This is a genomic window from Lysinibacillus sp. YS11 (genome assembly GCF_002896375.1).
Taxonomy (GTDB): Bacteria; Bacillota; Bacilli; order Bacillales_A; family Planococcaceae; genus Lysinibacillus; species Lysinibacillus capsici.
This window is the reverse complement of the sequence record NZ_CP026007.1, coordinates 3,075,650-3,090,927: the sequence shown is the minus strand read 5'-3', so window position 1 is coordinate 3,090,927 and position 15,278 is coordinate 3,075,650. Positions and strand designations below refer to the sequence as shown.

Here is a 15,278-nt window from a genome sequence, read left to right as displayed (position 1 = left end):
TGATGTATCGTCACCTAATATTTGGACATTTCATATACTAGATGAGTACAAAAACATAGGGAATGTATAGGGGTGACAGCATGCCAATAATGACAGGGCAACAGTATGTTGAACGAATTGATGCTTTAAAAACGTATATTTCCATAGATGGGAAAGTCGTGACAGGAAAGGTGTCAGAACATCCTGCCTTTAAAGGAATTATCCAGAGTCAAGCGAAACTTTTTGATTTACAACATCAAGAGGCACTTCTTGAAAAAATGACCTATGAATCGCCAACTAGTAAACAGAAAGTTGGCATGTCATTTCTTCAAGTATTGACGCCAGAAGATCTTGTGAAGAGGCGCCAAGCGGCAAGGGAATGGGCATTATCTTCTCAAGGCTTTATGGGGAGAAGCCCTGATTATATGAATACAACATTAATGGCCCTTGCATCAGCGTCAGATTTTTTAAAAGAGAAGCCAAATTGTTTCCCAGAGCATTTGCTGAAGTTCTATGAGTATGCTCGCGAGAATGATATTACGATGACACATACCTTTATCGAACCACAGGTAAATCGCAAGCGCTTTTACTATGAGGATGAAGAAGTAACCATTGCAGCTAAAATCATTGGGAAAACAAGTGAGGGCTTAGTCATTAAAGGGGCAAGATTACTAGCGACACAGGGTGGCATAACAGATGAGCTTCTTGTTTTATCAACAAATGGCTATGATGAAGGAAAAGGTTTCGGGTTTTCTATTCCAAGTAACACGAAAGGCTTAAAGTTTTTATGTCGGCAATCATTTGTAGGGGGAGATTCTACCTTTGATTATCCGTTAAGTGCACGTTTTGAAGAAATGGATGCAATCGTTGTGTTTGAGGATGTAGTTGTCCCGTGGGAACGAGTATTTTATTACGAAAATGTTGAAGTGGCCAATCAATTTATGAATGTTAGTGGCTTCCAAGCGTATACTTTGCATCATGTGCTGTCACGTCAAATTGCTAAGACGGAATTCATCCTAGGGGTTGTACAAATGATTGTGGATTCCATAAATATTGGGGATTACCAACATGTCCATCAAAAAGTGGTAGATGTCATCGTAGCATTAGAAACGATGAAAGCATTGCAATTAAAATCAGAAATTGAGGCACAAAGGGATTCCTTTGGCTTTATCAGACCAGACCAATCCACATTACAGGTCGCTATTCATATCTTCCCGAAAGTATATCCTACCTTTACAGATATCATCCAGCAACTGGGAGCAAGTGGATTAATGTCCATACCGAGTGCAAAAGCTTTTGCAACGGATGATGGGGATCTTGATCATTATCTGCAATCATTTCAAGACAAAGGGGAAGAGCGAGTAAAGAAATTCCGTTTAGCTTGGGATTTAACAATGAGTAGTTTTGGCACAAGACAGACATTGTATGAACGCTTTTTCTTTGGTGATCCTGTACGTTTATCTAGCTTACTCTATCAATCTTATCAACGAGAGCATTTAGTGCAAAGAGTGGAAGACTTTTTGAAAAATGATTGAAAGAAAGTTTGACAGTTGTGAAACTATCCGTTATCATTTACAGGAATAAAAAAATAAGACTCCCTTCGTTAGGTGAGGCTCCTATGCTGGAGATACGCTACTACCCAAAAATGTCGAGAGACGCCAATGGGTCAACAGAAATCATCGAAATAAGGTGTTTTTTAACGTAGCTGGACATATTCCTATGCCGCATAGTGCTAAAACTCAACGTTTGAAGGTAACAAGCATGCAATGTATTTTATTGCTATTTTTTGATATGTGTATTCAACACGCCTTCATTCGTAGAAGGCGTGTTTTTGTTATGGAAGGAAGGTGATGAGAAATGGATAGTAGTCCTGAACCGAATAAGTATCATTTAGGCAAACGGAAACACATAAAAAGTCATCGATTTCTAATCACCGATGCAGACAAAGGGTGATTAAGGATGACCTTTTGTTTCCCTCAATAACAAACACGAGGTGAAATGCAATGATTAAAATCCACTATTATAATAGCAGCAGCAAGACAGTCCAACATGATTTCAAAATGATTGATTTACAACTCCCTATTCATAACGAAGATTTATTATGGGTAGATTTATATGCCTATAGTTATAATGAATTGAATAATATAGCTGATGTATTTGGCTTTCATCCACTAGCGGTTGAAGATTGCTTACATGAAGGCTCACGTCCAAAAATGGATAGTTATGGTGATTATAAATTTTTTGTGCTCCATGCACCAATTTATAATGAGAAAAGTAACAATGAAATTACAACCGTTGAGTTAAATATTTTTATGGGACCAAACTATATTGTGACTGTGCATAAACAAAAGTTGCAATGGCTAGGAAAAATGGAAAATGTTTGTGTCAATAGCCCAAGATTTTTAGAAAAGGGTACAGATTTTTTATTGCATACAATTATTGACGGTATTACAGACGAATACTTCCCAGTATTAGAACGAATTCGCGCACGTATAGATGAACTAGAAGAAGAAATTTATGATTATCAACCAAAAGTGGTGACAGAGGAATTTCTTGCATTGAAGCGGACAATTATTTTAATTCGTCAGGCCATTATGCCACAAAGAAGAATTTTTTCTACAATCAATGGCCAGTGGAAATTTGACATTCAAGAAGAAAATATTCCATTCTATAAAGATTTGAATGACCATCTAGAACGTATTGTCGACTCCACAGAGACATATCGAGATTTAGTGAACAGCACGCTTGATACGTATTTTTCAATTATCAGTGGGAAATCCATTGAAAAGCTGAATTTATTAACGGTCATTTCGACAATTATGTTACCACTATCAGTAATTACTAGTTTTTTTGGAATGAATGTACCTTTACCTTATCAAGATACCCCTTATACAACTATTGCAATTAGCGCCTTCTTAGTTATTTTTACATGGGGCATGTGGATATATTTCAAAAAATGATTGCTTAGTTAGTGTTAGTCATACTAGTACTAATTGACAGCGCAATAGATTTTTTTTATAATTTTCGATAGAAAAAGTAAAAACGATGATGGAAAAAGTACGTATTTGTGTGTGCACAAGAAAGGGATTTCTAGGCTGAAAAAATCCTCACAACAGCAAATGCTGAAAGCTACTCCAGAGTGCAGCTAATCCCTGCCGTTCACTGACGTTACAAGTGCTAAAGAGGTAAGTAAGGTTTTTACTTACAACTAGGGTGGTACCGCGAGACTAATGACAAGTCCTCGTCCCTTTTTGGGGATGAGGGCTTTTTTTATTTTCTTCGGTAAATCGCAGGATTCGTATCGTAATTTTACAATATAAAATAGGAGGAATTTATCCAATGAAAGCAGTAGATATTCGCCGTATGTATTTGGAATTTTTTAAAGAAAAGGGGCATCATCATGAGCCATCAGCACCACTTGTGCCAATAAATGATCCATCACTTCTTTGGATCAACTCAGGTGTTGCAACTTTGAAACCATATTTTGATGGCCGTATTATCCCTGATAATCCACGTATTACAAATGCACAAAAATCGATTCGTACCAACGATATTGAAAACGTTGGGAAAACAGCTCGACACCATACATTCTTTGAAATGTTAGGAAACTTCTCTATTGGTGACTACTTTAAAAAAGAAGCAATTCATTATGCTTGGGAGTTTTTAACAGATAAAAAATGGATGGGCTTTGATCCAGCGTTATTATCCATCACGATTCACCCAGAAGACCAGGAAGCATATGATGTTTGGCATCAGGAAATTGGTATTCCAGAAGAACGTTTAATTCGTTTAGAAGGGAACTTCTGGGATATAGGAGAAGGCCCATCTGGTCCGAACTCAGAGATTTTTTATGATCGCGGCGTAGAATACGGCTCAGATGAAAATGACCCTGAAATGTATCCAGGAGGAGAAAATGAGCGTTACCTAGAAATTTGGAACCTTGTGTTCTCTCAATTTAACCATAATCCTGATGGCACTTACACGCCACTACCAAAGCAAAATATTGATACAGGTATGGGCTTAGAGCGTATTGTGTCCGTCGTGCAAAATGTACCAACAAACTTTGATACTGATTTATTTATGCCAATTATTGAAAAAATTGAGGAGTTTGCCAATCGTAAATATAAACGACCTGGCGAAGTAGACTTAAATGAAATCTTTGGCTCAGATGAAGATATTAATACACCATTTAAAGTGATTGCAGACCATATCCGTACAGTAGCATTTGCTATAGGCGATGGTGCCCTGCCTTCAAATGAAGGCCGTGGCTATGTATTACGTCGCTTACTACGTCGTGCCGTTCGCTATGCTAAACAAATTGGTATTGAAAAACCATTTATGTTTGAACTTGTACCAACTGTGGGTAAAATTATGGAAGACTTCTATCCAGAAGTTACAGAGAAATGCGAATTTATTCAACGTGTCATTAAAAATGAAGAAATTCGTTTCCATGAAACATTAGATGGTGGTTTAGCTATCTTTAATGAAGTAGTGGAATCTCAAAAAGCAGCTGGTCATGATTACATCCCAGGAGCAGATGCTTTCCGTTTATATGATACTTATGGTTTCCCAATCGAGCTAACGGAAGAATATGCAGAGGAAGTAGGCATGAAAGTAGATCATGAAGGTTTTGAGGCAGCGATGGAAGAGCAACGTGAACGCGCGCGTGCTGCACGACAAGATGTTGATTCGATGCAAGTACAGAATGAAGTATTAGCAAACTTAACGGTTGCAAGTGAATTTGTTGGCTATGATACGTTAAATGTTAATACTGAAATCGCTGCAATGATCGTCAATGGTCAAGTTGCGAAAGTCGCTTCGGAAGGTCAGGAAGCATTGGTTATTTTAGCGAAGACACCATTCTACGCTGAAATGGGTGGTCAAATTGCTGATAGTGGTACTATTTCAAATGATAGCTTTACGGCTGTTGTAAAAGATGTTCAAAAAGCACCGAATGGTCAACCGCTTCATACAGTAGTAGTTGAATCTGGGGAAATGCATGTGGAAGATGCAGTGCAAGCAGTGGTCAATCGTGATGACCGCAATTTAATCATTAAAAACCATACGGCAACACATATTATGCAACGTGCATTAAAAGATGTGCTAGGTGATCATGTGAACCAAGCTGGATCATATGTAGGACCTGATCGTTTACGTTTTGATTTCTCTCACTTTGGTCAAGTTACAAAAGAAGAATTACAGCAAATTGAACGTATTGTAAATGAAAAAGTGTGGGATGATATAGAGGTCGTTATTGAAGAAAAAGGTATTGATGAAGCAAAAGCAATGGGTGCTATGGCATTATTCGGTGAAAAATATGGAGATGTTGTACGTGTAGTATCCATCGGAGATTATTCGATTGAGCTATGTGGTGGTATCCATGTTAAACGCTCTTCTGAAATTGGCTTCTTTAAAATTGTTTCAGAGGGTGGTATCGGTGCAGGTACTCGTCGTATTGAAGCTGTTACAGGAAAAGTTGCTTATGAAGCAGTAAAAGAAGAAGAAGCATTATTAAATGATGCAGCGACATTATTAAAAGCAAATGCTAAAGATATTGTCACAAAAGTACAGGCATTACAAGCAGACTACAAAGAATTACAACGTGAAAACGAAGCATTATCTCAAAAAATCGCCAATGCACAGGCAGGGGCAGTTGTTGATGCCGCTCAAACAATTGGAGATGTGACAGTGCTATCTACAAAAGTGGAAGCGAAGGATAACAATCAACTCCGTCAAATGATGGATGACCTGAAAGCAAAAATGCCAAAAGCAGTCATTGTTCTTGGAGCAGTTGATGGTGAAAAAGTTATGCTATGTGCTGGTGTTTCAAAAGAATTAGTTGGTGGCAATTACCATGCAGGGAATATTGTGAAAATGGTTGCGGAAGCATGTGGTGGTAAAGGTGGCGGTCGTCCAGATATGGCGATGGCAGGTGCAAAAGATGCATCAAAACTTGATGAAGCACTACTTTCTGTGTATGATTATGTTAAATCCATTTAATTAATTCACCAAAACATGTTATAATAAAGAGAAATTGGAGATGAGCTTGTTTGCACATCTCCTTATTTCTGAAAGCGAGGTGCTGGTCATGAGTTCATTTGATCAAACGATGAAATTTAATTTTCCAGAAGAATCAATGGAACAGGAAGTCAAGCAGGTAATGTTGAAAGTTCATTCTTCATTAGAGGAAAAGGGATATAACCCTATCAATCAGATTGTTGGTTACTTACTTTCTGGTGATCCGGCGTATATTCCTCGCCATCAGGATGCTCGTAATTTAATTCGCAAGCTTGAGCGTGACGAAATTCTAGAGGAGCTTGTTAAATTTTATATCAAAAAGAATAACGAGGACTAGAAATGAGAATTATGGGATTAGACGTTGGGTCAAAAACTGTGGGTGTTGCTGTAAGTGATGCACTTGGTTGGACCGCCCAAGGTATTGAAACCGTAAAAATTGATGAAGCTAATGGTGAGTTCGGTATTGACCGTATCGCTGAGCTAGTAAAGGAATATACTATAACAGAATTTGTTGTAGGTTTTCCAAAAAACATGAATAATACGGTTGGACCGCGTGGAGAGGCTTCTGAGAACTATAAAAAGCTATTAGAAGAGCATTTCTCACTACCGGTCAAATTATGGGATGAACGTTTAACGACGATGGCTGCTGAACGTATGCTGATCGAAGCGGACGTGAGTCGCAAAAAGCGCAAGCAAGTCATTGATAAAATGGCAGCTGTGATGATTTTACAAGGCTACTTAGATAGCAAAAATTAATTGATGAGGTGACTATGCATGGCACACGAGCATAACCATGAAGAAGAACTACATGTTCAACACATTACAGTGATTGACGAAAACGGAAACGAGCAGCTTTGTGAAGTGATTCACGTTCATGAATCTCCAGAGTTTGGCAAATCATATGTGTTTTACTCAATGGTAGGCGCAGAGGAAGATGAAGATGGCTCAGTTGAAATCTTTGTATCTTCATTTGTACCATCTGAAAATGGTGAAGATGGTGAATTAACACCAATCGAAACTGAAGCAGAGTGGGATATGGTAGAGGACGTTTTAAACGCTTTAGAGGATGAAAACGAAGACTAATCTTCTAACTCAAAGCTTGGAACAAGGATCGCAGCTTGCAGTCCTTGTTCCTTTTTTATTGAAGCTTTTCTAATGTAGAAGGATTGTTAAATTGAAGAATGAATGCATTGTAGATGTGTGAATTTGATCCACAATTGTTGGGAAACGTTCATAAAGTTAGGGGATTCGCTTAGAAATAGAGTGTAACCGCTCCAAGCCCCACTCCAAACATCGAGAACCTGCTCAAAAGTAGAGAAGAAATGCAGGGAAAACTTGTTCAAAATAGGAGAAGCTATTCTAAAGTGTCTAACCTCAAAAAAACGATTTAATAAATGACATCAAATTGTCATAAAGGAGGAAACAGAATGAATGAAGAAACGCAAGAATTTATGATCATTGGGAAAGATGGTAAGGAACAGCAGTGTCGTGTGGTCTTTACCTTTGATGCGGAGGACAAGTCCTATGTGTTATTTTCCCTTCTAGATGAAACCGGTCAAGAAATTCCAGGAGACCTTTCCGCGATGACTTTTGATTATGATGACAATACAGGTGAGATGACAAATTTACAGCCTGTTGAAACAGATGCCGAATGGGAAATGATTAATGAAGTGGTGTTAACATTACTTGATGAATTTGAAGAAGAACCACAGCTAATTACTGTGACAGATGAAGAAGGAAAAGATCAAGTGTGCGAAGTCATTCATACATTTTCATCTGAGCAATTCGGTAAATCGTATGTATTATATGTGCCAGCAACAGATGAACCGATTGATGAGCGTGATATTTTTGCAGCCCAATATATAGCTGGAAATGAAGGCCAGATTGAAGAGTTATACCCGATTGAGTCAGATGAAGAATGGGAATTTGTAGAAGAAGTATTAAACACTTTATAGGATAAACTATTTCTAGAATGCTCAAAAATCTGCTAACGAAAGTTGTTGGCAGATTTTTTACATATGTAATTTCTCCTGAATTGTCGATTTCTGTTTGTCGTGAAAGTTGATTTCTAGTATGATATTGAATAGTGATAGGGGGGAAACCCGTGGATAACGGTTCAAAAAAACAAGAAATGTTTTCAAAAATGCAAGAAAGAAAATCTGAGGTAAAAATGGTGAGAAAAATCGTCGCAATTATTGCCATTGTTTTCGTACTAATAATTGGAGTTGTTGGTTTATTTGGGTACAATTATGTAAAAGGTGCTTTAAAACCATTAGACCCTAATGCAACGAAAACAATTGCAGTAGAAGTACCAATTGGCTCTAGTTTGTCCTCCATTTCAACACTACTAGAGAAAAAAGGTGTCATAAAAGATGCACGTGTTTTTAAATACTATGCAAAATTTAAAAATGAATCACAATTTCAAGCGGGAAATTATGATTTAACACAGGCAATGACATTTGATGAACTCATTGAAAGCTTGAAAACAGGGAAGGTATATCGTAAGCCTGTCTTTACGATGACAGTCCCAGAAGGCTTAACACTTGAACAAATTGGGAAAGTGATTGAAAAGAAAACACCGTACACACAAAAAGAATTTATGGATCTTGTGACGAGTGACACATTTGTTCAGCAAATGATGGCTAATTATCCTGAGCTAGTTACAGAGGCTGTTTTAGCTGACAATATTCGCTATGACTTAGAGGGCTATTTATATCCAGCTACGTATTCTTATTATGAAGAAAAACCATCTTTACAAGCGATTGTAGAAGAGATGATAGCAGCCATGAACAATGTAGTGAAGAACTATAGTGATGTATTAGCTGAAAAACAAATGTCCGTACATCAGCTGTTAACATTTGCGTCATTATTGGAAGAAGAAGCGACTGCTCAAACGGATCGAGAGACTATTGCAAGTGTCTTCTATAATCGAATCAATGAAGGGATGCCACTCCAAACAGACCCAACCGTGCTCTATGCACTGGGTGATCACAAGGATCGTGTTCTATATGAAGATTTAGAAGTGGATAATGCCTATAACACTTACAAAAATAAAGGTCTACCACCTGGTCCAATAGCAGGTGCAGGTAAAACTTCGATTGAGGCATCATTAAATCCAAGTCAAACAGATTATTTCTACTTCCTAGCAGATAAAGAGGGTGTCAACCACTTCTCAAAAACCTATGATGAGCATTTGCAGAAGGTAGAAAAATATTTACGAAAAGAAGAGTAAACGTATAGGAAGAGCAAAAATCATATAGCAAACAGATGGATAGAAGGAAAGAAAAATAGCTTTCCTTCTATTTTCATGCTATTATAAAGTGTGATTTTTGATCAATCCGTTCATTTATGCGGGACAAATATGCGTGGTGGCAATTGTTTGAGCATATCGAAGCAATTGCTCATTTTTGTATGGCAAAGTACCAAGACATCACGTTTGGTCTTTTTCTTTTTGTTGATAAATGATGAAGTACAGACAACGGCAAACGCTCGTTGCCTTTTAAATGAGGGTGGAAACAATGGAATTATCAGATGCATATATACAATCATTTATACAGCCACGTAATGAATTGCTTTTAGAAATGGAAGCATTTGCGGAGGAGCATCACGTACCGATCATGCAGCTGGCAGGTATTGATGCATTAAATCAACTGTTGCGTATTCAAAATCCGTCAAAAATTTTAGAGATAGGTACAGCAATTGGTTACTCTGCTATTCGTATGGCAGAGGCATTGCCTTATGTCCAAATTGTTACAATTGAACGTGATCAAGATCGTGTAGCAAGGGCAAAAGCCTATATTAAACGGTCGACTGTATCCGATCGAATTACGGTCATTGAGGGTGACGCTTTAGAAGTGGATGACGAGGCCATTAACACAACATTCGATGCGGTCTTTATTGATGCTGCGAAGGGACAATACCAACGCTTTTTTGAAAAATATGCACCTTTAGTAAAATCAGGTGGGGTATTGTATATCGATAATATGTACATGCATGGTTTGTCTGATTTAGAGTTGAAGGATGTTCCACGTCGTAAGCGAACAATGATTCGCAATTTAAAAAACTTCACGGATTGGATTATGCAGCACCCAGATTATACAAGTGCTTTTTTACCAGTCGGTGATGGTTTATTACTATGTTTGAAGAGGTGACTACTATGAAAAAACCAGAATTGCTTGTGACACCACAATCATTAGAACATATAAAAGCACTTTTAGCCGCTGGAGCAGATGCTTTTGTTATTGGTGAACAACAATTTGGTCTACGTCTAGCAGGAGAGTTCTCCGTTGAAGAAGTAGAAGAAGCGACAAAGCTTATTCACGAAGCGGGTAAAAAGGTATATGTTGCAGTCAATGCACTTTTCCATAATGAGAAGCTAGAGGCACTTGCTGATTATTTAAAAGAAATGCAACGGATCGGTGTGGACCGTTTAATCTACGGTGATCCAGCGGTTCTCATTATTCGCAGAGAGCAAGGTGTTACGATTCCGTTACATTGGAATCCAGAAACGACAGCTACAAACTGGTTTACGGCTAATTACTGGGGGAAACGTGGTGCAACGCGTGCCGTGTTAGCGCGTGAGCTTTCTCTTGATGAAGTATTAGAAATTAAAGAAAATACCGAAATGGAAATTGAAGTACAAGTACATGGCATGACATGTATGTTCCAATCAAAACGCCCATTACTCGGCCATTATTTCTTATATCAAGATAAAGTAATGGCTATTGAAAATCGCCAGGAAAATCGTAATATGTTCTTACATGATGATGAACGAAATAATAAATATCCAATATATGAAGATGTAAATGGTACACATATTTTCAGTCCAAATGATATGTGTATTATTGATGAACTAGGCGAATTATTTGAAGGTGGCATCGATGCTCTGAAAATTGAAGGTGTACTTCAAACGCCAGATTATGTAGTCGCGGTAACAGAAGCTTATCGAAAAGCGATCGATACGTATTTTGACGAATCAGAAGAGGCATATGAAGAAATAAAAGACGATTTATTAGCAAAAATTGAAGATATTCAACCAGCTATTAGACCATTAGATACGGGCTTTATCTTCAAGGAAACAGTTTACTAGGAGGGGACAATAACATGGCATTAGCGTTAGAGCAAAATGACAAAATCCGTGAGATTGTCAACGGTAAACGTGTCATTACTAAAAAACCAGAGCTACTTGCACCAGCTGGTAGCTTAGAGAAATTAAAAATAGCTGTCCATTACGGAGCAGATGCTGTATTTATCGGTGGGCGAGAGTTTGGTCTACGATCGAATGCGGATAACTTTTCAATTGAAGAGATGCGTGAAGGTGTAGAATTTGCCAATCAATATGGTGCGAAAATATATGTAACAACAAATATTTTTGCCCACAATGAAAATATGGATGGCTTAGAGCGTTATTTAAAGGATATTGAATCAGTGGGCGTAACTGGTATTATTGTAGCAGACCCGCTCATTATTGAAACATGTCGTACAGCAGCACCTAAGCTTGAAATTCACCTTTCTACTCAGCAATCATTGTCCAACTGGAAGGCCGTGCAGTACTGGAAAGAAGAAGGTTTACATCGTGTTGTATTAGCACGTGAAGTGGGCGGAGAAGAAATGAAGCTGATGAAGGAAAAGGTCGACATTGAAATTGAGGCCTTTGTTCATGGAGCAATGTGTATTGCCTACTCTGGTCGTTGCGTTCTTTCTAATCATATGACGGCTCGTGACTCAAACCGAGGGGGATGCTGCCAATCATGCCGTTGGGACTATGATCTATATGAATTAGAAGATGGGGAAGAAAAAGCACTTTTCGATGAGAGTCATGCACCATTTGCGATGAGTCCAAAAGATTTAAAATTAATTGAAGCGATTCCTCATATGATTGAGCTAGGTATCGACTCGTTAAAAGTTGAAGGTCGTATGAAATCCATTCACTATGTAGCGACAGTTGTTTCTGTGTACCGTAAAGTGATTGATGCTTATTGTGCAGATCCTGATAACTTTAAAATTAAACGTGAATGGCTAGAGGAATTAGACAAATGTGCTAACCGTGATACGGCTGAAGCATTCTTCCATGATGCACCTGGCTTTGAGGAGCAGATGTTTGGTGTACATGGTCGTAAAACAACCTATGAATTTGCTGGACTTATTTTAGAGCATGATCCAGAGACAAAAATAGTGACAATGCAACAGCGTAATTATTTTAAACCTGGTGACGAAGTAGAATTCTTTGGTCCTGAAATTGAGAATTTCCGTTTAACAATGGGTGAAATTTGGGACGAGGATGGCAATAGCCTAGATGCAGCTCGTCATCCATTACAAATTGTGAAATTTAAATGTGATTCACCATTGAAGCCGCATAACATGATGCGAAAGGAGAATAACTAATGGCAGTGAAGCGCCCTGTTGTCATCGGAATCGCAGGTGGCTCATGCTCGGGAAAAACGAGTGTGACGCGCGCCATTTATGATGTTTTCCGTGAGCATTCTGTTGTGGTAATTGAACAAGATTTTTATTATAAGGATCAAAGTCATTTAACATTTGAAGAACGTTTAGGAACTAACTATGATCATCCGTTAGCTTTCGATAATGATTTATTAATTGAGCACATAAAAAAGTTGTTAGTGCGCCAACCAATTGAAAAACCTGTGTATGATTACGTCCAGCATACAAGAGCAGAAGAAGTTATACATGTTGAACCAGTAGATGTTATTATACTAGAAGGTATTCTAGTCCTTGAGGATGCTGATTTACGTGATTTAATGGATATTAAATTATTTGTGGATACAGATTCAGATTTACGTATTATTCGCCGTATTATGCGTGATATTAAAGAGCGTGGACGTACAACGGATTCGGTGATTGAGCAGTATTTATCAGCGGTTCGACCGATGCATAATTTATTTATTGAACCAACAAAACGTTATGCTGATATCATTATTCCTGAAGGTGGGGATAATGAGGTGGCGATTGATTTAATGGTAACGAAAATTAAAACTATTCTTGAAACCGACAACGTATTGTAATAAGATAGAGTGGTATTGACAATATTTACATGCATATTTTGAAAAAGCATGCATACTATTAGGTCAAAGCGTAATTTGAAAACGTTTAAAAATAATAAAATTCGATTAAATGCATCTTCCGTGCATTTAGTCGAGTTTTATGTTTTTATATTGAAGAAACAAGGAGTGAAGGACTTTGGCAAATGAAAAACAGTACCCTATGACAGCTGAGGGAAAACGTAAATTAGAAGAAGAATTAGTAAAATTAGAAACTGAAACACGAAAAGAAATCGTTGAACGCATTAAAATAGCACGTGATTTTGGAGATCTTTCTGAAAACGCTGAGTACGATTCTGCTAAAGAAGAACAAGCCTTTTTAGAAGGTCGTATTTCAACATTAAAATCAATGATTCGCAATGCAGTGATTATTTCTGAAGACGAGACAGATAACAGTGTAGTATCACTAGGGAAAACGGTTACATTCGTAGAAATCATCAATGGTAAGCCATCAACAGATGAAGAATCTTATACAATTGTTGGTTCTGCTGAAGCAGATCCTATGGAATTCCGTATTTCGAATGAATCACCGATTGCAAAAGGTCTACTTGGTCGTGCTGAAGGTGAAGAGGTTGTCGTTCAAACACCTGGCGGCGAAATGAAAGTGAAAATTGTCTCAATTAAATAATATGACTATGTACAAGCAGTTAGCCTTTGGCTGACTGCTTGTACCATTTTTAGCGTGATAACTATGTAGTAAAATAATGAGTAGAATTATTTTGCAAGTGCTGTCGAACTTGATAGAATATTGCCTAGAGAGGGGGAGACATTATGAGTGAACGACAAACTCGAAGTGGTCGTCATTTGCAGCCATCTCGTAATAAAAAGCTAGATAAACTATTGAATGTTCTAATTGGTGTTGTGGTTGTCCTCATTATTATCACAGCAACCTATGTGTTTAAATGGCAAGATGATGCAGATCAAGCAGTGAAAGAGGAACCCATTCAAGAAGAACAGAGCGGTGATGATGAAAAAGAAGTAGAAAAAGAACCGACGGATGAAGAAGAAAAAGAAGATCTTGCTGTAGAAGAAGATAAACCTTCCGAAGAAGAATCAGAACCTGAGACATCCCAGGAAGAACAAGGCACAGCAGAAGAATCAGCATCAGATAATCCTATTGTTGAGAAGGTCATCACGAATAAAAATTGGCAACCAACACCTACAACTCAAACAGGTCAGCATGTGTCTTCATATGACGACACGTCTGTAGACTGGGCTGAGAAAGTAGCAACAGTATCTACTGTGACAGGTATTGACCAAAGCAATATGATCATCTGGCGTATGCAAAATAATGGTGGTCCTAATTCATCCATTGCAACTGTTTCGACCAATGATAAATCTCAAATGTATCGTGTAAGCATGGAATGGGTTGATAATGAAGGGTGGAAGCCTGTGAAGCTAGAGCAACTAAATACATTAGAAGGCGCCTATTGACGAAAATCACTCTTTTGATTATTTTTAATAGAGTTGATAAAAGAAGGGAAGTAACAGTACATGAAAATTGCAGTAATTGGCGCAATGGAAGAGGAAGTGGAGCTTCTAAGAGCAGCATTAGACGATGCACATAGCACAACGATTGCAGGTAGTGAGTATACAACAGGAACTTTTGAAGGCAAGGAAGTCGTATTATTAAAAAGCGGTATTGGTAAAGTAAATGCTGCTATGTCTACGACAATTCTTTTACATGAGTTTAAACCAGATGTTGTCATTAATACAGGCTCTGCAGGTGGATATGATGAAGCTCTTGAGGTAGGCGCTGTCGTTATTTCTGATGAAGTTCGTCACCACGATGTGGATGTCACAATCTTTGGCTATGAAATTGGACAAATGGCTGGTATGCCAGCAGCATATAAATCAGATGAGAAATTGATGAAGGTAGCTGAGGAGGCTGTAAAGGCAGTTGGAGAGCACCAGTATGGCGTTGGTTTAATTTGCTCTGGGGATGCTTTTATGAATGATCCTGAACGTGTAGAGGCTGTTCGTCGCCATTTCCCTCAAATGAAAGCTGTAGAGATGGAAGCTGCTGCAGTTGCACAAGTTTGTTATCAATTTGCTACACCTTTTGTAGTCATTCGTGCATTATCAGATATTGCAGGTAAAGAATCGAATATTAGCTTTGATGAATTTTTACCAGTTGCTGCAAAACATTCGACACAAGTCGTATTAAAAGCAATTTCCTCACTATAAACTACACAGAATGGTCAAAATGTGTGGTTTATTCTG

At 38.0% G+C, this 15,278-nt stretch carries 15 protein-coding genes, 1 riboswitch and 1 other annotated feature; all 15 genes read left to right on the top strand.

What is annotated here, in order from left to right; translation table 11 throughout:
• The first annotated feature begins 80 nt into the window (after positions 1–80).
• The gene (gene hpaB, locus LBYS11_RS15360) at positions 81–1,514 is read left to right on the top strand and encodes a 4-hydroxyphenylacetate 3-monooxygenase, oxygenase component (RefSeq protein ID WP_103118473.1); all 1,434 of its coding nucleotides are present in this window, start codon (positions 81–83) and stop codon (positions 1,512–1,514) included.
• Positions 1,515–1,571: 57 nt separating this feature from the next.
• Positions 1,572–1,737: riboswitch (M-box (ykoK) riboswitch) on the top strand.
• A gap of 245 nt (positions 1,738–1,982) precedes the next feature.
• Positions 1,983–2,939, top strand: coding sequence for a magnesium/cobalt transporter CorA (gene corA / locus LBYS11_RS15355; RefSeq protein ID WP_103118472.1), 957 nt, complete (start codon positions 1,983–1,985; stop codon positions 2,937–2,939).
• A 76-nt stretch (positions 2,940–3,015) separates the two neighbouring features.
• Positions 3,016–3,231: a binding site (T-box leader), on the top strand.
• Positions 3,232–3,318: 87 nt separating this feature from the next.
• Complete coding sequence (gene alaS, locus LBYS11_RS15350) at positions 3,319–5,979, top strand: alanine--tRNA ligase (RefSeq protein WP_103118471.1); 2,661 nt, start codon at positions 3,319–3,321, stop codon at positions 5,977–5,979.
• An 88-nt stretch (positions 5,980–6,067) separates the two neighbouring features.
• Positions 6,068–6,334 (top strand): IreB family regulatory phosphoprotein, encoded by a 267-nt coding sequence (locus LBYS11_RS15345; protein WP_004226839.1) that lies wholly within the window; start codon positions 6,068–6,070, stop codon positions 6,332–6,334.
• A 2-nt stretch (positions 6,335–6,336) separates the two neighbouring features.
• A complete protein-coding gene (gene ruvX, locus LBYS11_RS15340; RefSeq protein ID WP_004226840.1) occupies positions 6,337–6,753 on the top strand; it encodes a Holliday junction resolvase RuvX in 417 nt (138 codons plus the stop codon).
• A gap of 18 nt (positions 6,754–6,771) precedes the next feature.
• Positions 6,772–7,080 carry a DUF1292 domain-containing protein gene (locus tag LBYS11_RS15335; protein ID WP_004226842.1) on the top strand — a complete coding sequence of 103 codons (309 nt, stop codon included), beginning with the start codon at positions 6,772–6,774 and terminating at the stop codon, positions 7,078–7,080.
• 344 nt (positions 7,081–7,424) lie between these two features.
• Positions 7,425–7,952 carry a DUF1292 domain-containing protein gene (locus LBYS11_RS15330; protein WP_048392142.1) on the top strand — a complete coding sequence of 176 codons (528 nt, stop codon included), beginning with the start codon at positions 7,425–7,427 and terminating at the stop codon, positions 7,950–7,952.
• A 149-nt stretch (positions 7,953–8,101) separates the two neighbouring features.
• On the top strand, positions 8,102–9,229 hold the full coding sequence (gene mltG, locus LBYS11_RS15325) for an endolytic transglycosylase MltG (RefSeq protein ID WP_048392143.1): 1,128 nt from the start codon (positions 8,102–8,104) through the stop codon (positions 9,227–9,229).
• Between the two features lie 286 nt (positions 9,230–9,515).
• Entirely contained in the window at positions 9,516–10,148 is a 633-nt protein-coding gene (locus LBYS11_RS15320; RefSeq protein WP_054550064.1) for an O-methyltransferase, read from the top strand.
• A 5-nt stretch (positions 10,149–10,153) separates the two neighbouring features.
• Complete coding sequence (locus LBYS11_RS15315; protein WP_048392145.1) at positions 10,154–11,086, top strand: peptidase U32 family protein; 933 nt, start codon at positions 10,154–10,156, stop codon at positions 11,084–11,086.
• A 14-nt stretch (positions 11,087–11,100) separates the two neighbouring features.
• Positions 11,101–12,381: a peptidase U32 family protein gene (locus LBYS11_RS15310; protein ID WP_103118470.1), complete on the top strand. Its 1,281-nt coding sequence runs from the start codon at positions 11,101–11,103 to the stop codon at positions 12,379–12,381.
• On the top strand, positions 12,381–13,019 hold the full coding sequence (udk, locus tag LBYS11_RS15305; RefSeq protein ID WP_004226858.1) for a uridine kinase: 639 nt from the start codon (positions 12,381–12,383) through the stop codon (positions 13,017–13,019). The genes LBYS11_RS15310 and udk overlap by 1 nt, the downstream gene beginning before the upstream one ends.
• A gap of 175 nt (positions 13,020–13,194) precedes the next feature.
• A complete protein-coding gene (gene greA / locus LBYS11_RS15300; protein ID WP_016994160.1) occupies positions 13,195–13,683 on the top strand; it encodes a transcription elongation factor GreA in 489 nt (162 codons plus the stop codon).
• Between the two features lie 143 nt (positions 13,684–13,826).
• A complete protein-coding gene (locus LBYS11_RS15295; RefSeq protein WP_103118469.1) occupies positions 13,827–14,489 on the top strand; it encodes a YrrS family protein in 663 nt (220 codons plus the stop codon).
• 60 nt (positions 14,490–14,549) lie between these two features.
• The gene (gene mtnN, locus LBYS11_RS15290; protein WP_016994157.1) at positions 14,550–15,242 is read left to right on the top strand and encodes a 5'-methylthioadenosine/S-adenosylhomocysteine nucleosidase; all 693 of its coding nucleotides are present in this window, start codon (positions 14,550–14,552) and stop codon (positions 15,240–15,242) included.
• The last annotated feature ends 36 nt before the right edge of the window (positions 15,243–15,278 follow it).